Source organism: Xanthomonas sp. 3075 (assembly GCF_014197275.1).
GTDB lineage: Bacteria > Pseudomonadota > Gammaproteobacteria > Xanthomonadales > Xanthomonadaceae > Xanthomonas > Xanthomonas campestris_B.
Window position 1 is genome coordinate 103,422 of record NZ_JACIFI010000013.1, and the last position, 18,830, is coordinate 122,251.

The following is an 18,830-nucleotide window of genomic DNA, read 5'->3' on the forward strand; positions in this document are numbered from 1 at the left end:
CGCCTGCATCAGTTGAGTTTGATGTAGGTGCCGTTGTGCTGCGCGTCGTAGCAGGTAGCGCCCTGCAGACGTTTATCGCCGGGAGTGCCAGGCACTAGCGGATAGATGTGGCAAGCCGCGTAGGGAGCGGCATTGCCCGTGAAGCGCAGGGTGAAGTGTTGCGTGTCGTCGCTGGCACTTGTATGGACGCCACCATTTGCCTGAATCGTCACCTCGCAGGTGGCCTGCGGCGCGTTCTGGCATTGGCGCAAGGTTGTTTGCAGCGGGCCGGTCATGTTGTCGTACATGCCGGAAATCCAGTTGTTCTGAATCTTATTGGGGCTGGCATTCCATACCTTGGTGGCAAGCGCGGCCTGACTCAGGCTCAGCAGCCCCAGCGACAGCACTGCGGCGACGCCGGTGCCCAAGCGTCGATGCCGTTGCGCAGAATGCGGCCGAGCTGCGCTGCGTTCGGGACGAAAGAGGGAGGCGATCGGTTGGGTCGTCATTGGTCGATTCCTTGGCAGTGAGAAAGGCTGTGCTTCAGGGCCTGCAGCTGCCCTGGAGCGTCAGGCAGGGCGGGGCGTTGCGGTGTTGCGTGCGGCAGTTGCCGCAACACCACGGTAGGTCGGCGTTGCGGCGAATAATTGGTGTCAACCACGGGAATTGCAGACGTTTCGATGGAACGTCGCCGCGTGTTGACGCAGATCGGCGGCATTTGCACGGTGTGGGCGGACAACACGGCGCCAGTGCGGAAATAACGCGACGCAGCTGCCATAAAAAGTGCGCGCAATCGCTGCCGAGGCGATAGATGCGTTGAAAGGAGCTCAACCGAGGGCGGCGCGTTTGCCGGTGCGCAAGGCAATGCCACAATGGGCGTGTGGCGGCATCGAGTCATGCCGCAGGCGGAACTGCCTCATGCGGTCTGGGCGCCGATCCATGGCCAAATTTTCCCGCGTCGCGCCCGCATGCACGCTTACCATGACCGGATCCGCCTGCGCGCCTTCTTCCACTTCCCGTTTACTGCCAATGAAACTCTGGTCCATCCAAGGCAATACGCAAAAACTCGACGGTGGCGCGATGTTCGGCAATGCGCCCAAGGCGATGTGGCAGGAATGGGCCACACCCGATGCGGCCAACCGGATCGCGTTGGCCTGCCGTGCCTTATTGGCCCGGCCCCTGGCCGGAAAAACGGTGTTGTTCGAGACCGGTGTCGGCGCGTTCTTTGCGCCGGCATTGCGCGCGCGTTACGGCATACAGGAAGAGCGCCACGTCTTGCTGGATTCGTTACGCGAGGCCGGTGTTGCGCATACCGATATCGATGTCGTGGTGTTGAGCCATTTGCACTTCGATCATGCTGGCGGATTACTGGCGCCGTGGCGCGAGGGCGCGGCACCGGCGTTGCTGTTTCCAAACGCGCGCTTCCTGGTCGGTGCAAGGCATTGGCAACGCGCACTACAACCGCATGCGCGCGACCGTGCCAGCTTCATTCCAGAACTGCCGGGGTTGCTCGAAGCCAGCGGGCGACTGGAACTGGTCGAGGGGCCTTTTTCGCAGACATTGGGTGAGACGGTGCGCTTCGGCTTCAGCGACGGACATACCCCCGGACTGATGCTCGCCGAAATCGTCGGCGCCCGACACGCCGATGGGCAGGCCCATGGCGGTGTGGCATTTTGCACTGACCTGATCCCGGGGCGCTCCTGGGTGCATGTGCCGATCACGATGGGATACGACCGCAACGCCGAACTATTGATCGATGAAAAACGTGCGTTTCTGGAAGACGCGTTCGCACGCGACGTGCAGCTGTTTTTCACCCACGATCCAGATTGCGCACTCGCGCGGCTGGCGCGTGATGCCAAAGGCCGGTTCGTCACCAACCACCCATTGACCGCATTGCAGGCTTGGTCACTGCAGACGTGAGCGTCTGCGTGATCGGGTTCCCGCTGCCGCGCGTGTCGCGCTCCGGCGATAGCGGTCGGGTCTTGTCGGGCTTGCATCATTTGCAGAATGTGGGCATCGGCCAGCGCGGTGATCGCCGGCTGCGCTGCGGCAATCGATCACAGGGCAGTGCTGGTTTCTGTGACAGCCGCCCGACAGATGCGAACGTAAGGCCTTGAGCGCGATGCGCATCGATTGCCTTGCATGTTGATTTTGTGATGGCGTGTCTTGTCGTCTGGAGAGGTCGCAGCGACGATGCAGGCATGAACGCGCACCCCCGACTGCTGACGGTCTTCCTCTCGCTATCGTCGGTCATGGCTTCTGCCGATGCGGCCGATGCGATCTACCTCAATCAGGTCGGGTATCTGCCCGCTGCAGGCAAGATGGCAGTGATCGGTGGGGCGGAAAATGCCGCGCGTTTCACGGTACAGGATGCGCGGGGGCTGACTGTGCTGGAAGGCAGCCTGCAGCCGTCCGCCACGTGGTCGCCGGCCGCGATGCCGGCCCGGGTGGCCGATTTTTCGGCACTGCGTTCTCCAGGCAGTTACCGGGTGCAGGTCGACGGTCTGCCGCTGTCGGATCCGTTCTCGATCGATGCGGCTGCCTACCGGCCGCTGCTGGACGCTGCGTTGAAGGCGTATTACTTCAATCGCGCCAGTACCGCCTTGCCGCAGCAGTTCGCAGGTAGCTACGCGCGTGCGGCCGGGCATCCGGATACCACGGTGCTGGTGCACGCCTCTGCAGCATCGGCCACGCGTCCGGAGGGCAGTTCGATCGCCGCGCCCAAGGGTTGGTACGACGCCGGCGACTACAATAAATACATCGTCAATTCCGGCATCGCGACCTATACGCTGCTGGCCGCCTACGAGCATCATCCGGCGTTGTTCCAGGCGCAGGCCTTGCAGATTCCCGATCAGGCGCCCGGCGTGCCGGGCATCTTGCAGGAGACCTGGTGGAATCTGCAGTGGATGCTGGCGATGCAGGATCCGGCTGATGGCGGTGTGTATCACAAGCTCACCAACAAGCAATTCGATTACAGGCTGATGCCCGCGAAGGCGACCAAACCGCGCTATGTGGTGACCAAGACCACCGCCGCGGCGTTGGACTTCGCTGCGGTGATGGCTGCCGCCAGCCGCATCTATGCGCCGTACGAGGCGCAGTATCCCGGCGCATCGGCACGCATGCTGACGGCCGCGCGCGCTGCCTGGGGCTGGACCCGGCAGAATTCGATCAAGCTCTACAGGCAGCCTGCCGATATCGTCACCGGCGAATACGGCGACACCCAGCTCAACGACGAATTTGCCTGGGCGGCTGCAGAGCTGTACATCGCCACCGGCGAGGATGCTTTTTACGACGCGATGATCGCGCGCAACGTGTCGGCCAGTGTGCCGTCATGGGGCAATGTCGCCGGTCTGGCCTGGATGTCGCTGGCCACGCACCGTGCACAGCTGACCGCGCATGCCGATCAGGCGCGTATCGCCAGCGAAGTGACCGCGCTCAGTGAGCGCCTTGCCGAGCGTTGGCAGACATCGCCGTGGCGGGTCAGCATGCTCAATGGCGATTTCGCATGGGGCAGCAATTCGGTGGCGTTGAACCAGGCGATGATGTTGCTGCAGGGCTACCGTCTATCGCCGCAGCGGCGCTATCTGGATGCGGCGCAAGCGCAACTGGATTATGTGCTGGGGCGCAATCCGCTGGGGATGTCCTTCGTCACCGGAACAGGCGCGCGCGCGCCACTGCGCATCCACCAGAACATCTCGATGGCCGATGGCGTCGCCGCGCCGGTGCCGGGGCTGCTGGTCGGCGGCCCACAACCGGGCCGGCAGGACGCAGCCGATTGCAGCGTCGCCTATCGCTCGACGCTGCCGGCGCTGTCCTACCTGGATCACGAATGCAGTTATGCCAGCAACGAAGTGGCGATCAACTGGAATGCGCCGCTGGTCTATGTGACCGCTGCCTTGCAGGTATACACGCGCTAAGTGCGGGTGTGGCTCACTCCACCCGCGTGCCAAAGATCCGGTCGCCGGCGTCGCCCAGGCCGGGCAGGATGTAGCCCTTGTCGTTGAGATGGTCGTCGATCGCGGCGGTATACACCTCCACGTCCGGGTGCACGGCTTCCAGCGCCTTGAGGCCTTCGGGTGCGGCGACCAGGAAGATGCCCTTGATGCGCCGCGCGCCTGCGCGCTTGAGCATGTCGATGGTGGCGATCAGGGTGCCGCCGGTGGCCAGCATCGGGTCCAGGATCAGCGCATCGCGCTCTTCCAGGCGACCGGTCAGGCGCTCGAAGTAGGGCACCGGCTGCAGGGTTTCTTCATCGCGCTGCAGGCCGACCACGCTGACCCGGGCGGTCGGAATCAGCGCCAGCACGCCCGGCAGCATGCCCAGGCCGGCGCGCAGGATCGGCACCAGCGTGATCTTGGCACCGGCGATGCGCTGCACCTCCACCGGCCCGGCCCAACCCGGTTGCAGGTGCGATTCGGTGTCCAGATCGGCGGTGGCCTCGTAGGCCAGCAGCGTGCCCAGCTCGGTGACCAGTTCGCGGAAACCCTTGGTGCTCAACGCGGCGTCGCGCAGCAGGCCGATCTTGTGTTGGACGAGGGGGTGGCGGACTTCGACGATATGCATGGGGCGGCGACAGGCAGGAGAGAGGCACAGTGTGCCGTACCTGTGCGTGGCGTCGCCACACATCGGGTGTGACCGCAGTGACATATGTCATGTCAGTGAAATGTCGTAGACATAGTGTGCACACCCATTCTTAACCGATTGGGGATGCACCGTGTCGAACAAGACTCCGCTCTGTCTGGCGATCACACTGACGCTGGCTGCGGCCACGTGGGGACCGCTGGCGCATGCGGCAGACGGTGCTGCCGAGGCAACCGACGCGACCACGCTGGATGCGGTCAAGGTGCTGCCGCAGCTGATGGCGCAGGAACGTGCGATCGATCTCAAGCGCAGTTCCGATGCCATCCTGGATGCGGTGTCGTCCGATGCGATGGGCAATTATCCCGACAAGAACGTTGCCGAGTCGCTGCAACGCCTGCCGGGCGTCAGTGTGACGCGCGATCAGGGCGAGGGGCGCTTTGTGGTGGTGCGTGGCCTGGATGCGGCACTCAACAGCGTGAGCGTGGACGGCATCGCCATCGGCACCCCGGAGAGCGACAACCGCGCCGCACCGATGGATGTGATTCCTTCCGAATCCACCGAGCGGCTGAAGGTGGTGAAGTCGCCCACGCCGGACATGCCGGGCGATTCGATCGGCGGCGCGATCCTGGTCGAATCGGCCTCGGCGTTCGATCGCCAAGGCCGCGCCATCCGCGCCAAGGTGGAAGCCAATCATCAGCAACTCAGCGGCAAGACCAGCCCCAAGGCCTCGTTCAACTACAGCGATCTGTTTGCCGATCAGACCTTCGGCGTGGCGTTGGGCGTGAACTATCAGGACCGCGAATTCCAGTCGGACAATACCGAAGGCGAGTACGACGCCATCGACAATGGCGACATGGTCATGGTCGAGCAGCAGCGCCGCAAGTATTACGTGGACCGCAAACGCGCCGGCGCCAACCTCAATCTCGATTGGCATCCGGACCAGGACAATCGGTATTACCTGCGCAGCCTGTTCAGCAGTTTCAAGGATGCCGAAACGCGCCAGAACACGGTGTTGGCGTTCGACCCCGACGATATCCAGGCCAATGGCGACGGCACCTACGCGGCGCCGTACGACACGCTCAGCAAGCGCGTGCGCAATCGCACCAAGGACCAGGACACGCTGGCGACGAGCTTCGGTGCCGAACATCGGCTGGTCGGCGCGGTGGTCGATTACCAGCTCGGCTATACCAAGACGCGCGAGCGGGTGAAGGACGAGATGGAAGCGCGCTTCGATTACGACGGCGATCTGGACGGCAGCATCGACCAGAACAGCCGCCTGCCGGTCTTCGGCATGGCCGACGCCTCGTGGATCGACAACGGCAACTACGCGTTCGACAAATTCGTGCTGTCGCCGGGCCAGACCGACGATGCCGAGCGCAGTGCACGCATCAACGCGCGTTTCGATGCCGACAACGCCAGCTACAAGGTCGGCCTGCTAGGGCGCTGGCGCGAGCGCGAAGTGGATGGCAATGAAATCGAGCTGTCCGAAGGTCCGGCAGTGGACCCGACCAGCTGGACGGTGGCGCCACCGGCGCATCGTCGCAACAGCCTTGGCCAGGCGCTGAGTTCCTCGGCCATGCGCGCCTACTGGAACAAGAACCGCAATCTCTATAGCGCCGACGATGGCGATGTGGGCAGCAATGCAGTGGCGCAGCTGGCAGAGGACTACACCTCCAAGGAAGACATCCTGGCCGCCTACGCGATGGGAACCTGGGACCTGACCCCGTCGCTGCGGGTGATCGCCGGTGTGCGCGTGGAAAGCACCCGCTTCACCGCGACCGGCAACCAGGTCGATGTGGCCGATGACGGCGAGTCGTTCACCGTGACCGGGCGCCGTGCCGACAGCAGTTACACCAACGTGCTGCCGGGCCTGCATCTGCGTTGGGACGGTGGCGACAGCTGGGCGCTGCGCGGGTCGGTGAACAAGACCGTGTCGCGGCCGGGCTTCGGGCAGATCGCGCCGAGCGCGACCATCAATACCGGCGACAACGAAGTGACGCTGGGCAATCCGCAGCTGGATCCGTACGAGTCCACCAATCTGGATCTGGCGTTCGAAAAATACATCGGCCAGAACGGCATCGTCTCGCTCGGCCTGTTCGGCAAATCGATCGACGGCTATATCGTCAACACCACCGTCAACAACAATGCCGAGTTCGCCGGGTACGACGTCACCACCGCCATCAACGGCGACAAGGCCAAGGTGTACGGCGCCGAGTTCAACTGGCAGCAGCAGTTCGACTTTCTGCCGGGCGTGTGGAGCGGTCTGCTGGCCGGCGTCAGCGGCACCTGGTTGCACACCGATTTCGACCCTGGCCTGGAAGATCGTGCCGGCGAGGACTTCACCTTGCCGCGTGCCTCGCGCAACGTCTACAGCGCCTTCCTCGGCTATGAGAAACACGGCATTTCCACCCGCGTGTCGGCCGTGCATCGCAGCGAATATCTGGACGAGCTGGGCCAGTCGCGTGCCTACGATATCTTCGTGGCACCCAATACCCAGCTGGACCTGAGCTTGAGCTACCAATTGACCAGCGATGTGCAGCTGTACTTCGAGGCGTCCAATCTGCTCGACGAACCGTTGGAGCGCTACCAGGGCACGCGCTCGCACACCCAGCAGATGGAAGAATACGGCCGCGCCTACGGCATCGGCCTGCGGGTGAACCTGTGAGGGCCGGCATCCTGCGGTGCGGCACGCTTGCACTGATCGGCGCGCTGAGCGCCTGCGCCACGGCACCGGGCGCCGCCGACCGCGAAGCCGACGAAGCCTTGCTGAAAGATCCCTTGCTCAGCGAGGCCAAGGTGGCGCACGCGGTGGTGCCGGAGGCCTTCATCACGACCCCGACGCCGTCCGACAATCTGGACTCGCCGGCCAGCTGGCGGGCACCGGACGGTGGTCGTTGGTTGATCGCCACCGCCAAGGCCACGCATGCCTTGGTGGTGTTCGATGGCGACACCGGCAAGCGCTTGCGCGTGGTCGGCGGCAAGGGCAAGGCGCTGGGCAAACTGGATCGCCCGAACGGCATCTCGGTGATCGATGACCTGCTGTTCGTGGTCGAGCGCGACAACCGCCGCGTGCAGGTGTTCGCGTTGCCGGATTTCAAGCCGTTGACCGCCTTCGGCCAGGACGAACTGCGCGAGCCCTATGGGCTGTGGGTGCGCAAGCATGACGGCGGCTACGAGGTGGTGGTCAGCGACAACTACATGTCGCCGGCCAACAAGGACGTGCCGCCGCCGTTGGCCGACCTCGGTCAGCGCTTTCGCCGCTATCAGGTGAGTACGGCAGGGCAGGGCTGGCAAACGCGGCTCACCCAGAGCTTCGGCGATACCAGCGACGCAGGCGCGGTGCGCATTGCCGAGTCGGTGTTCGGCGACGAAGCCAATGCGCGCTTGATGATCGCCGAAGAAGATGTGGCGGTGGGCACGCAGCTACGCGAATACGGCATGGACGGGCGCTATCGCGGCCGCAATGTCGGCACCGGCTTGTTCAAGGCGCAGGCCGAAGGCATGACGCTGATGGAATGCAGGGACGGGAGCGGGTACTGGATCGCCACCGATCAGTTCAAGGACCGCAGCGTGTTCCAGGTATTCGATCGCCAGAGCCTGGCGCACGTCGGCGCCTTCGCTGGCCGGGTGACCGCCAACACCGACGGCGTGTGGCTGGATCAGCGCGGCGATGCACGCTTTCCGGGAGGCGTGTTCTACGCATTGCATGACGACCAGGCGGTGGCGGCGTTCGATTGGCGCGATATCGCGCGGACATTGCGCCTGAAAGATTGCGCGCCATGAGTGGTGCGCGTGCAGCGTTGCTGGTGCTGGTCGCGATGACGAGCGCTCAGCTACCGGCAGCCGAGCGCGCCGCCGAACCGAATACCCAGGTGCCGGCCGGCTCCACCCACTATGTCGCCGATGGCTTCCCGGACCGCATCGTCGCCACGCCTGCGCAGGATGCAGCGAGCGGCTTCGCCGTGGCCTGGCGCACCGATGCCAGCGTCAGCCAACCGTGGCTGGAGCTGGTGATTGCCGGCGATTCGCCCGACGTGGGCACCCCGCGCCGCATTCGTGCCAGCACCACGACACTGGCCAGCGAAAATGGCAGCTCGCACCACCACCGCGCCGATATCGATGGATTGAAGCCGGACACGCTCTACGCCTACCGCGTGCAGGGCCACGACAGCTGGGGCGCGTGGAATCATTTCCGCACCGCCGCCGGCGCCGATACGCCGCTGACGCTGCTGTATTTCGGCGATACCCAGAACAAGAACCTCAGCCTGGTGTCGCGGGTGATCCGCCAGGCGTGGCGCTCGGCGCCGGAGGCGCGGCTGGCCCTGTTCGCAGGCGATCTGGTCAGCGGCAAGGATGCCCAGGACGACAACGAATGGGCCGAGTGGTTCGAGGCCGGCCGCTGGTTGCTGGAAGGCACCGCCGTGGCGCCGGCACCGGGCAATCACGAGTACCACGAAGAAGGCGAAGACACCCCGCAGGCCACGCGCGTGCTCGGCAGCCACTGGCCGGTCACCTTCGCGCTGCCGCGCAACGGGCCATCGGCCACGGCGCGCACCAGCTACTGGTTCGACTATCAAGGCGTGCGCATTGCCGTCCTCGACGGAACCTCGGCGCTGGATCTGGGCACCGGCCCGGCGCAAGCGCAATGGCTGGACAAGGTACTGGCCGACAATCCGCATCCGTGGTCGATCGTGTTGATCCATCAGCCGTTCTTTTCGCCGCGTGCCGATCGCGAGAACGAGAAGCTGGTCCAGCAGGTGTTGCCGGTGATCCGCCGCCACAAGGTCGATCTGGTGCTGCAGGGCCACGACCACACCTATGGCCGGCGTGGCGACAAGGCCGGGCAGGCGACGCCGGTATTCGTGGTCTCCGTTGCCGGGCCCAAGCAATACCGGCTGTCGGAGATGGCGCGCAACACCATGCGTCCGGTGGGCGAAGACACGCAGCTGTATCAGGTGCTGCGGATCGACACCCAGTCGCTGAGCTACGAATCGCGCACCGCGACCGGACGGCTTTACGATGCATTCGAACTCAAGCGCGATACCGCCGGCAGCAAACGGCTGATCGAGCACCAGGAAGGGCGCATCGCGCCGCGCGACTGTCCGCGCAGTGCAACGCTCAAAGGACGGGCGGATCGCTGCTGGGAATGAGGCTGCTGCGATGCGGTGACGAGCGTTGCCATGACGGTGGATGCGAATGAGGTCAGTGTGATGAAACTTCGCTTATCCATTGATTCTGTGAATCTGTATTGCGCATGCCGATCCAAAAATGAGATTTACGTCACATAAAAGTTTGAGCTAGGGTGCGCTTAGCCGGATCTCCATCCGGGAAATCCGCGTTGGGCGGTGCTGCGGTGGGGTCTGGTTCCCCCAGCTCCCGAGATGCCCCCATGATTCCCCACGTCTTTCATCTGACTGCGCCCACCAAGCATTTGCTGTGGGAAGAGCGCAGAGTCCAGGCGCGCCTGCAGCGGCTGTTACCGGACTGGATCTGTTATGTCTGGGACGATGCCGACAATTCGGAGTTGATGCGTCGTGCGTTCCCCGAGTTCGCCGAGCGTTACGAAAAAATCCGCTTCGGGGTGATGAAGGCCGATATCGCGCGTTGCGCCTACATGCACGCACATGGCGGCTTCTACTTCGACACCGACTACAAATTGCTGCGTCCGCTCGGTGCGGATGTGCTGTCTCAGCACTGCGTCCTGCCGATCGAAGAGGGTGCGCCTAGCAACGAAGACTTCAAGATCGGCAATGCGGTATTCGGCTCCGAGGCAGGGCATCCGTTCTGGCGCGCCTTCATCGAGCACATCTTCACCGCGCATGCGCCGGAAACGCTGGAAGACCACCGGCAGATTCCGATGATCTCCGGTCCGCGCGGATTGACCCGCTTCTACAACGCCCATGGTGACCGGTTCAGCGGAATCGTGTTCCCGCCGCGCAATGTCTTCCATCCGGACCGGACCTGGTTCGGACTGGGCCATCGCGGCGGCGCGCTCGCGGTCGGTTCGCATCTGTGCTGGGCGTCGTGGCGCGGCAAATCACTGCGTCGCGCGCTGACCAATTATCTGCGGCGCAAATTGAGCGCCGTGCCGATTTGAGCGGTCGGATGGCGATGCGCAGACGTGGTCAATGCGGCGCACCGCCATCGTTCGCGGGCACCGGCGCGGAGCAAGGGCCCCCTCGTGGCGAACGAACGATTGCGCATCGATTCAGATGCGCAATCGTCACCTCACACCGCTGGCGTCACGCAGCCTCGGCCTGCGATTGACGCGGGCCTTCCTTCAGCGCGCGACCGATCAATCCGACCAGCAGATCGAGTTCGTCTTCGTCCATCGCAAAGTGCGGGGTGAAGCGCAGCGAATTCTCGCCGCCGTGGATCACGTTGACGCCGCGATGGCGCAGCCATTCTTCAGTGGAGCCGGCGCCATAGCACTTGAATTGCGGCGCCAGTTCGCAGGAAAACAGCAGCCCGGTGCCCTGTACCTTGGTGATCGGCCCGCCCAGCTCGGACTGCAGCGCCTGCAGCTTGGCGATCGCCTGCGCGCCGCGCAGGCGGATGTTCTCGCGCACCTGCGGCGTGAATAGCGCAAGCGTCGCGCAGGCCACGTCGAGCGCGCGCGGATTGGTGGTCATGGTGTTGCCGTAGGTGCCCTTGCGATACACCTGCGCGGCATGCTCGGTCACCGCCAGCACCGACAGAGGATATTGCGCGGCGTTGAGCGCCTTGGAATAGGTTTCCATATCCGGCGGATCGAGCTGTTCGAAGCCGGGATAGTCCACCACCGACAGCACGCCATGCGCACGCAGGCCGGCCTGGATCGAATCCACCAGCAGCAGGCTGCCATGGGTACGGGTCAGCGCGCGTGCGGCGGCGTAGAAGTCGGCCGGCAACGCACGGCCCGGGTCGCCTTCGCCCATCACCGGCTCCAGGAACACCGCTTCGATAAACCAGTGGTTGCGCGCAGCCTCCTCGAAGGCGCGCTGCAGCGCGGCCACATCGTAGGGGGCGATCGCGATCACCGACTCTTCGTCGCGGTAGCTGGCCAGGTACTTGGTATAGGTCTTGCGGCTGGAATCGGAATACAGCCCCGGACGATCGGTGCGGCCGTGGAAACTGCCCTTGACCACCACGCGCTTGATCGTCGCGCCGGCATGGCGCGCGCCCGGATCGGTGTGCAGCTTGGCGTTGGTATCGACGATGCGCGCAGCCAGGCCCACCGCCTCGGAACCGGAATTGAGGCACATGAACCGCGCGAACGGACAGCCGCCGCGTGTCTGGCCGATCTCCGCGCGCAGGGCGCGGTCGAGTCGGCGCTGTGCCAGGCTGGGCGTCATCACGTTGGCCATCACCTGCGGCCGCGCCATGGCATCGAGCACCGGCGCCGGCGTATGGCCGAACCCCAGCATGCCGTAACCGCCGGCGTCGTACAGCACCGCGCCCTTGAGCGTGACCACCCACGGGCCGCGCGCAGCCAGCGCCACATACGGGGTCACCGCATCGTCGGCATAGAAGTTGATGTAGCCGTCCTGCACCGCGCTGATCTGCGCGTCTTCATCCAGGTCCAGCAGGTCGGTCACGTCGTCGCGGACCAGCGTGTATTCGGCGGCGGCGGCGGCGATGGCCTGTGCTAGGTCCGGGTGATTGGGAGCCAGACGCGCGATGCTGGCATCGTCCAGGCCATCGGTCAGGCGGCGGCCGGCATGGGCACGCAGCGGGGCGAGCGGGGCGAGGACGGACATGGCGCATCTCCTTGAGCGGTGGCGTTGTCTTTCTATTATCGGCAGGAGATCGGCGTTTGGCAGCGTGAATCTGGGCAGGAAGTGCGGTATTTTCGGCGATTCGCCGAAAAGAATACGCAAAAGTGAAAATCACCCCGTCCGACGAACGCCTGTTGTCGCTGTTGCGCGAGGACGCGCGCGCCTCCACCGCGCAGATTGCGCGCCGGCTCGGGCTGTCGCGCACCACCGTGCAGAGCCGGATTGAAAAACTCGAACGCGACGGCGTGATTAGCGGCTACACCGTGCGCACCCACGACGCCTACGAACAGGGCCGCATCCGCGCGCATATCCTGATCACGGTGCTGCCCAGGAAGATGCCTGCGGTGGTCAAGGCGCTGCGCGATATCCCGGAAGTGCGCCTGCTGCACTCGGTCAGCGGCGCCTACGACCTGATCGCCCTGGGCGTGGTCGGCGGCGTCAACGAAATGGACGTGCTCACCGACGCCATCGGCGCCATCGACGGCGTGGAGCGCACGACCACGTCGATCATTCTGTCCACCAAGTTCGAGCGCTGAGGGGCCGGGACTGGGGCGTGGGCATGCGGGATGGGGCAATGCCGGGGTCCGGCGCGTCGCTTTGTCGCTTGGTGCAAGAGCGGCTGCCTCGCTCAAGGGTTCGCTTGATCGCGCAGGTTGGTCTCGAAGATGGCCTGCACGCGACAACGGCGTGCGGGTCTCGCTGGTCTTGGAGCCGCTAACAGCGCGCCGCGAGCAGCCCTCAGGCGGGTGCGCATGGCGCGCAGGAACCGGAATGCACGCGTGGTGCATGCCGATGCCGAGCACCGGCACGCCTGCCCGGCGGCGGCGCAGGCGTCTTGCTTAGCGGCGCTCAGACTTCCAGCGAGGCCAGGTCGCCCTTGGTTTCCAGCCACTGCTTGCGGTCGCCCGCGCGCTTTTTGGCCAGCAGCATGTCCATCAGCGAACGGGTCTGCTCGCCGTCGTCGATGGTCAGCTGCACCAGCCGGCGCGTGTCCGGATGGATGGTCGATTCGCGCAGCTGCTGCGGATTCATTTCGCCCAGGCCCTTGAAGCGGGTGACGCTGACCTGGCCCTTGATCTTCTCGCGCGCGATCTTGTCCAGCAGCGTGGTCTTTTCCTCTTCGTCCAGCGCGTAGAACACCTGCTTGCCCACATCCACGCGGAACAGCGGCGGCATTGCCACGAACACGTGGCCAGCCGCGACCAGCGCCGGAAAATGCTTGAGGAACAGCGCGGTCAACAAGGTGGCGATATGCAGGCCGTCGGAGTCGGCGTCGGCCAGGATCACCACCTTGCCGTAGCGCAACCCGCTGATGTCGTCCTTGCCCGGATCGCAGCCGATCGCGATCGCCAGGTTATGCACTTCTTCGGACGCCAGCACGCTGCCCGACGCCACTTCCCAGGTGTTGAGGATCTTGCCGCGCAGCGGCAGGATCGCCTGGAAATCCTTGTCGCGCGCCTGCTTGGCCGAGCCGCCGGCCGAATCGCCTTCGACCAGGAACAGTTCGGTGCGCGACAGATCCTGGCTGATGCAATCGGCCAGCTTGCCGGGCAGAGCCGGACCCTGGGTGACCTTCTTGCGGACGATCTGCTTTTCGGTCTTCAACCGCGCACTGGCACGGTCGATGGCGATCTGCGCGATCTTCTCGCCGATCTCCACGTTCTGGTTGAGATACAGGCTGAAGGCATCGTGCGCGGCGCCTTCGATGAAGCCGGCGGCCTGGCGCGAGGACAGCCGCTCCTTGGTCTGCCCGGAGAACTGCGGGTCGGTCATCTTCAGGCTGAGCACGAAGGTGACCCGGTCCCACACGTCTTCCGGCGCCAGCTTGACCCCGCGCGGCAACAGGTTGCGGAAGTCGCAGAACTCGCGCAGCGCATCGGTCAGGCCCGAGCGCAGGCCGTTGACGTGGGTGCCGTGCTGCGCGGTGGGGATCAGGTTGACGTAGCTTTCCTGCACCAGTTCGCCTTCCGGCACCCAGGCCGCGGCCCAATCGACGATCTCGGTGTGTTTTTTCAGGCTGCCCGCGAACAGGTCGGCCGGCAGCATCTCGTGCTCGGCCATCTCGCCCTTGAGGTAATCGCGCAGGCCGTTCTCGAAGTACCAGCTGTCCTGCTCGCCGGTGGCCTCGTCGTGCAGCTTGACGGTCAGACCGGGGCACAGCACGGCCTTGGCGCGCAGCAGATGGCGCAGCGCGCGCACGTTGAACTTGGGCGTGTCGAAGTATTTCGGGTCGGCCCAGAAGCGCAGGCGGGTGCCGGTGTTCTTCTTGCCGACGGTGCCGACCACTTCCAGCTTGGAGGCGGCGTTGCCGTCGCGGAACTCCATGCGGTGCTCGTTGCCTTCGCGTTTGATGAACAGCTCGACCTTGGTCGACAGCGCATTGACCACGCTCACGCCCACGCCATGCAGGCCGCCGGAGAAGGTGTAGTTGCGGTTGTTGAACTTGCCGCCGGCGTGCAGCCGGGTCAGGATCAGCTCGACACCGGGAATCTTCTCCTCCGGGTGCATGTCCACCGGCATGCCGCGGCCGTCGTCGGACACCTCGCAGCTACCGTCCTTGTAGAGGGTCACATCGACCTGCTTGGCGTGACCGGCCAGCGCCTCGTCCACCGAGTTGTCGATCACCTCCTGCGCCAGATGGTTCGGGCGCGCAGTGTCGGTATACATGCCAGGGCGGCGCTTGACCGGGTCGAGACCCGACAGGACTTCAATATCGGCGGCGTTATAACGGGTGTTCATGCATCTCGTTGGCACGTGAAACGACGCGCAAGTGTGGGGGCTGGGCCGATTTTTTGCACGCGACAGGCGTTCAGTGCAGGGCTGGGTGCGGCTGGATACCCTGGCGCTGGATTCGGAACCAAACGTCCCCACCTGAGGATGTCACCGAAACCGGAGGAACCCATGAAGTTCAAACACATCCTGATGCTCACCCTCGGTGCCGCCGCAGTGGCCGCGCTTCCTGCCATGGCCCAGGCGGCCCCGCAGCAGACCGGTCAGGGCGCCAGCGCACAGAAGGCCGAAGACGCCAAGGCCAAGACCGAAGCCGAGCGCAAGGCCGAGCGCCGTGCCGCCGCTGCGGCGCAAAAGCCCAAGGCCGACAGCGCTCCGCGCGAGGAAGAGGAAGAAGAAAAGCCGGCGCGCTGATGCTCCTGCGCCTCGGCGATGCGCCACACGGACGCCCCGGCTTCGGCCGGGGCGTCTGCATTTACGGCATGCGCCTGCGGCCGCTTTCGCTCGCGGGATGGCTTCGGCGTCACACAACCCTTGGGCATTCGCCCGTCACCCGCTAAACTATGGCTTTCCGGGAGGCTTCAAGCCCCATGACCCCCCTGATTTTCGTTACCGGCGGCGTAGTGTCCTCGCTAGGCAAGGGCATTGCCGCCGCTTCGCTTGCCTCCATTCTGGAAGCGCGTGGCCTCAAGGTCACGATGATGAAGCTGGACCCGTACATCAATGTGGACCCGGGCACGATGAGCCCGTTCCAGCATGGCGAGGTCTACGTCACCGACGACGGCGCCGAGACCGACCTGGATCTGGGCCACTACGAGCGCTACGTGCGCACGCGGCTGTCGCGCAAGAACTCGGTCACCACCGGCCGGATCTACGAGAACGTGATCCGCAAGGAGCGTCGCGGCGATTATCTGGGTGCCACCGTGCAGGTGATCCCGCACATCACCGACGAGATCCGCCGCTGCATCGACGAGGCCACCGCCGGCTTCGACGTGGCGTTGATCGAGATCGGCGGCACGGTGGGCGATATCGAGTCGCTGCCGTTCCTGGAAGCGATCCGCCAGGTGCGCACCGAACGTGGTGCCGAGAAGGCCATGTTCATGCACCTCACGCTGGTGCCGTATATCGCTGCGGCCGGCGAGTTGAAGACCAAGCCGACCCAGCACTCGGTCAAGGAACTGCGCTCGATCGGCATCCAGCCGGACGTGCTGCTGTGCCGGTCCGAGCAGGCGGTGCCGGATTCGGAGCGCCGCAAGATCGCGCTGTTCACCAACGTCTCCGAACGCGCAGTGATCAGCTGCCCCGATATCGACGTGCTGTACGGCATGCCGCTGGAGCTGCGCCGCCAGGGCCTGGACGAGCTGGTCATCGATCAGTTCAAGCTGCGCGACAAGGTCGCCGCTGCCGACCTGTCGGAGTGGGCCGCAGTGGTGGATGCGGTCAAGCATCCGCTGGACGAAGTCACCATTGCGGTGGTCGGCAAGTACGTCGATCACCAGGACGCCTACAAGTCGGTGGCCGAAGCATTGCGGCACGGCGGTTTGCGCCAGCGCACCAAGGTCAACCTGAAGTGGCTGGAAGCGCAGGACCTGGAAGGCAGCGACATGGCCGCCTTGCAGGATGTCGACGGCATCCTGGTACCGGGCGGCTTCGGCGATCGCGGTTTCGAAGGCAAGGTGCAGACCTCCAAGTACGCGCGTGAGCACAAGGTGCCGTACTTCGGCATCTGCTATGGCATGCAGGCGGCGGTGGTGGACTATGCGCGCCACGTGGCCGATCTGGACGCAGCCAACAGCACCGAGAACGATCGCCAGTCGCCGCATCCGGTGATCGGCCTGATCACCGAGTGGCGCACCGCCAGTGGCGAAGTCGAAAAGCGCGACGAGAAGTCGGATCTGGGCGGCACCATGCGCCTGGGCCTGCAGGAGCAGCGCCTGAAGCCGGGTACGCTGGCGCGCGAGGTATACGGCAAGGACGTGGTCGCCGAGCGTCATCGCCATCGCTACGAGTTCAACAACCGCTACCGCACCCAGCTGGAAGACGCCGGTCTGGTGATTTCCGCCAAGTCGATGGACGACACGCTGGTGGAAATGGTGGAACTGCCGCGCGAGGCGCACCCGTGGTTCCTGGCCTGCCAGGCGCACCCGGAATTCCTCTCCACCCCGCGCGACGGGCACCCGCTGTTCATCGGCTTCGTGCGCGCCGCGCGCGAGAAGAAGGCGGGCGGCAAGTTATTGAAGGAAGCGCGTGCGTGAGCCGTTCCTTCTCCCATCGGGAGAAGGGCTTAAATCAAAAACGGGTGGCGGATCCCTTCTCCCGTCGGGAGAAGGAGGCGCGAAGCGCCGGATGAGAGGGGCGCCGCAGCACACCGCAAGATGGCAGCCACGACGAACGCGTCGCCACGCGCCAGCCAAGGCAAACCATCTGGCTTTACCAGTGCCTCGCAACCGTACCCTCACCCCAACCCCTCTCCCGATGGGAGAGGGGCTTAATCAATAGGTGACCTGATGAAACTGTGTGATTTCGAAGTCGGCCTGGATCAGCCGTTGTTCCTGATCGCCGGCCCCTGCGTGATCGAGTCGATGCAGCTGCAACTCGACGTGGCCGGCAAACTCAAGGAGATCACCGGCAGGCTGGGGATCAACTTCATCTTCAAGTCGAGCTTCGACAAGGCCAATCGCACCTCCGGCACCAGCTTCCGTGGCCCCGGCCTGGAAGAAGGCCTGAAGGTGCTGGATGCGGTGAAACAGCAGATCGGCGTGCCGGTGCTCACCGACGTGCACGAATACACCCCGATGAACGAGGTCGCCGCCGTCGTCGACGTGCTGCAGACCCCGGCCTTCCTGGTGCGGCAGACCGACTTCATCAAGAACGTCTGCGCCGCCGGCAAGCCGGTCAACATCAAGAAGGGCCAGTTCCTGGCGCCGTGGGACATGAAGCCGGTGGTGGACAAGGCCAAGTCGACCGGCAACGAGCAGATCATGGTCTGCGAGCGTGGCGCCTCGTTCGGCTACAACAATCTGGTCAGCGATATGCGTTCGCTGAGCGTGATGCGCGACACCGGCTGCCCGGTGGTGTTCGACGCCACCCACTCGGTGCAGTTGCCGGGCGGTCAGGGCAGCAGTTCCGGCGGCCAGCGCGAGTTCGTGCCGGTGCTGGCGCGCGCTGCGGTGGCGGTGGGCATCTCCGGCCTGTTCGCCGAAACCCATCCGGATCCGTCCAAGGCCTTGTCGGACGGTCCCAACGCCTGGCCGCTGGATCGCATGGAAGAGCTGCTCGAAACGCTGATGGAACTGGATGCAGTGACCAAGAAGCACGGGTTCGCGCGCTTCGCATGAGTTCCGATCCCTGGGCGTTGGCGGCATCGCATCGCCAACGCCGGCAGTGGCGGCACTGGCCCTGGGGCTGGATGGCGTTGGGTCTGTCGCTCGCTGCGTGGGCCTGCCTGGCCGTCATGGCCTTCCTGGTGACCGCCAGCATCGGCATGCCGGGCGACGGCAACCATGCGATGCAGGCCACCCGCATTCCGATGTTTGTCACGCTGTTGGTCGGCGTGCTGGTGACGCTGGGCGGTCTTGTCGCCAGCCCGGTCGCGTTCTCGCTGCGTCGCCAGCCGGGCGCTGCAGCCATGGGCTTGGCGCTGCTGCTGCTCTTGCTACTGCTGTTTTGCTTGTCGCTGCTGGGCCTGAAGGCCTAGCTGCACAGTCTTGCCGGTCAGGCGCGCATCCGGCCCCATGCGATTTGGCAATGGACCGGTGTGCAGCGATAATCCGGCAGCTTGTT

15 protein-coding genes and 1 other RNA gene are annotated in these 18,830 nt (G+C 64.8%); 11 read left to right on the forward strand and 5 right to left on the reverse strand.

What is annotated here, in order from left to right; all coding sequences use genetic code 11:
- Positions 1–8: 8 nt before the first annotated feature.
- Positions 9–488, reverse strand: coding sequence for a hypothetical protein (locus GGR62_RS13570; RefSeq protein WP_184408396.1), 480 nt, complete (start codon positions 486–488; stop codon positions 9–11).
- A 520-nt stretch (positions 489–1,008) separates the two neighbouring features.
- Here GGR62_RS13570 and GGR62_RS13575 point away from each other — a divergent pair.
- Together GGR62_RS13575 and GGR62_RS13580 are read left to right on the forward strand one after the other, a co-directional pair.
- Entirely contained in the window at positions 1,009–1,899 is an 891-nt protein-coding gene (locus tag GGR62_RS13575) for an MBL fold metallo-hydrolase (protein ID WP_184408461.1), read from the forward strand.
- Between the two features lie 281 nt (positions 1,900–2,180).
- Entirely contained in the window at positions 2,181–3,896 is a 1,716-nt protein-coding gene (locus GGR62_RS13580) for a glycoside hydrolase family 9 protein (protein ID WP_184408397.1), read from the forward strand.
- Between the two features lie 13 nt (positions 3,897–3,909).
- Here the strand turns inward: GGR62_RS13580 and upp are convergent, their stop codons facing one another.
- Positions 3,910–4,542, reverse strand: a complete 633-nt coding sequence (gene upp, locus GGR62_RS13585) for a uracil phosphoribosyltransferase (protein ID WP_184408398.1) — start codon at positions 4,540–4,542, stop codon at positions 3,910–3,912.
- A 151-nt stretch (positions 4,543–4,693) separates the two neighbouring features.
- Between upp and GGR62_RS13590 the strand changes: the two genes are divergently transcribed.
- The 4 genes from GGR62_RS13590 (at position 4,694) to GGR62_RS13605 (ending at position 10,657) form a co-directional block, all read left to right on the forward strand.
- Positions 4,694–7,225, forward strand: coding sequence for a TonB-dependent receptor (locus GGR62_RS13590; RefSeq protein ID WP_184408399.1), 2,532 nt, complete (start codon positions 4,694–4,696; stop codon positions 7,223–7,225).
- Positions 7,222–8,343 carry a phytase gene (locus GGR62_RS13595; protein WP_184408400.1) on the forward strand — a complete coding sequence of 374 codons (1,122 nt, stop codon included), beginning with the start codon at positions 7,222–7,224 and terminating at the stop codon, positions 8,341–8,343. Before GGR62_RS13590 ends, GGR62_RS13595 begins: the two co-directional genes overlap by 4 nt.
- A complete protein-coding gene (locus GGR62_RS13600; RefSeq protein ID WP_184408401.1) occupies positions 8,340–9,710 on the forward strand; it encodes a metallophosphoesterase family protein in 1,371 nt (456 codons plus the stop codon). Before GGR62_RS13595 ends, GGR62_RS13600 begins: the two co-directional genes overlap by 4 nt.
- Before the next feature lie 239 nt (positions 9,711–9,949).
- Positions 9,950–10,657, forward strand: a complete 708-nt coding sequence (locus GGR62_RS13605; RefSeq protein ID WP_184408402.1) for a glycosyltransferase — start codon at positions 9,950–9,952, stop codon at positions 10,655–10,657.
- Positions 10,658–10,802: 145 nt separating this feature from the next.
- Here the strand turns inward: GGR62_RS13605 and GGR62_RS13610 are convergent, their stop codons facing one another.
- The gene (locus tag GGR62_RS13610; protein ID WP_184408403.1) at positions 10,803–12,299 is read right to left on the reverse strand and encodes an aminotransferase class III-fold pyridoxal phosphate-dependent enzyme; all 1,497 of its coding nucleotides are present in this window, start codon (positions 12,297–12,299) and stop codon (positions 10,803–10,805) included.
- A gap of 122 nt (positions 12,300–12,421) precedes the next feature.
- Between GGR62_RS13610 and GGR62_RS13615 the strand changes: the two genes are divergently transcribed.
- Entirely contained in the window at positions 12,422–12,853 is a 432-nt protein-coding gene (locus tag GGR62_RS13615) for an Lrp/AsnC family transcriptional regulator (RefSeq protein ID WP_184408404.1), read from the forward strand.
- Between the two features lie 176 nt (positions 12,854–13,029).
- Here GGR62_RS13615 and GGR62_RS13620 read toward each other — a convergent pair.
- Positions 13,030–13,105: non-coding RNA, sX9 sRNA (locus tag GGR62_RS13620), on the reverse strand.
- 61 nt (positions 13,106–13,166) lie between these two features.
- Complete coding sequence (gene parE / locus GGR62_RS13625) at positions 13,167–15,056, reverse strand: DNA topoisomerase IV subunit B (RefSeq protein WP_184408405.1); 1,890 nt, start codon at positions 15,054–15,056, stop codon at positions 13,167–13,169.
- A 162-nt stretch (positions 15,057–15,218) separates the two neighbouring features.
- Here parE and GGR62_RS13630 point away from each other — a divergent pair, with 162 nt between their 5' ends.
- The 4 genes from GGR62_RS13630 (at position 15,219) to GGR62_RS13645 (ending at position 18,744) form a co-directional block, all read left to right on the forward strand.
- A complete protein-coding gene (locus GGR62_RS13630; RefSeq protein WP_184408406.1) occupies positions 15,219–15,461 on the forward strand; it encodes a hypothetical protein in 243 nt (80 codons plus the stop codon).
- A 176-nt stretch (positions 15,462–15,637) separates the two neighbouring features.
- On the forward strand, positions 15,638–17,302 hold the full coding sequence (locus tag GGR62_RS13635; RefSeq protein WP_184408407.1) for a CTP synthase: 1,665 nt from the start codon (positions 15,638–15,640) through the stop codon (positions 17,300–17,302).
- A 252-nt stretch (positions 17,303–17,554) separates the two neighbouring features.
- Positions 17,555–18,385: a 3-deoxy-8-phosphooctulonate synthase gene (gene kdsA, locus GGR62_RS13640; protein ID WP_184408408.1), complete on the forward strand. Its 831-nt coding sequence runs from the start codon at positions 17,555–17,557 to the stop codon at positions 18,383–18,385.
- Positions 18,382–18,744: a hypothetical protein gene (locus tag GGR62_RS13645; protein ID WP_184408409.1), complete on the forward strand. Its 363-nt coding sequence runs from the start codon at positions 18,382–18,384 to the stop codon at positions 18,742–18,744. Before kdsA ends, GGR62_RS13645 begins: the two co-directional genes overlap by 4 nt.
- Positions 18,745–18,830 lie beyond the last annotated feature (86 nt).

What these genes read in the sequence shown, in the direction of transcription:
- upp (WP_184408398.1), bottom strand. Translation starts at nt 4,542, where the DNA reads ATGCATATCGTCGAAGTCCGCCACCCCCTCGTCCAACACAAGATCGGC.
- GGR62_RS13600 (WP_184408401.1), top strand. Translation starts at nt 8,340, where the DNA reads ATGAGTGGTGCGCGTGCAGCGTTGCTGGTGCTGGTCGCGATGACGAGC.
- GGR62_RS13630 (WP_184408406.1), top strand. Translation starts at nt 15,219, where the DNA reads ATGAAGTTCAAACACATCCTGATGCTCACCCTCGGTGCCGCCGCAGTG.
- parE (WP_184408405.1), bottom strand. Translation starts at nt 15,056, where the DNA reads ATGAACACCCGTTATAACGCCGCCGATATTGAAGTCCTGTCGGGTCTC.
- GGR62_RS13580 (WP_184408397.1), top strand. Translation starts at nt 2,181, where the DNA reads ATGAACGCGCACCCCCGACTGCTGACGGTCTTCCTCTCGCTATCGTCG.
- kdsA (WP_184408408.1), top strand. Translation starts at nt 17,555, where the DNA reads ATGAAACTGTGTGATTTCGAAGTCGGCCTGGATCAGCCGTTGTTCCTG.
- GGR62_RS13635 (WP_184408407.1), top strand. Translation starts at nt 15,638, where the DNA reads ATGACCCCCCTGATTTTCGTTACCGGCGGCGTAGTGTCCTCGCTAGGC.
- GGR62_RS13570 (WP_184408396.1), bottom strand. Translation starts at nt 488, where the DNA reads ATGACGACCCAACCGATCGCCTCCCTCTTTCGTCCCGAACGCAGCGCA.
- GGR62_RS13610 (WP_184408403.1), bottom strand. Translation starts at nt 12,299, where the DNA reads ATGTCCGTCCTCGCCCCGCTCGCCCCGCTGCGTGCCCATGCCGGCCGC.
- GGR62_RS13605 (WP_184408402.1), top strand. Translation starts at nt 9,950, where the DNA reads ATGATTCCCCACGTCTTTCATCTGACTGCGCCCACCAAGCATTTGCTG.
- GGR62_RS13575 (WP_184408461.1), top strand. Translation starts at nt 1,009, where the DNA reads ATGAAACTCTGGTCCATCCAAGGCAATACGCAAAAACTCGACGGTGGC.
- GGR62_RS13645 (WP_184408409.1), top strand. Translation starts at nt 18,382, where the DNA reads ATGAGTTCCGATCCCTGGGCGTTGGCGGCATCGCATCGCCAACGCCGG.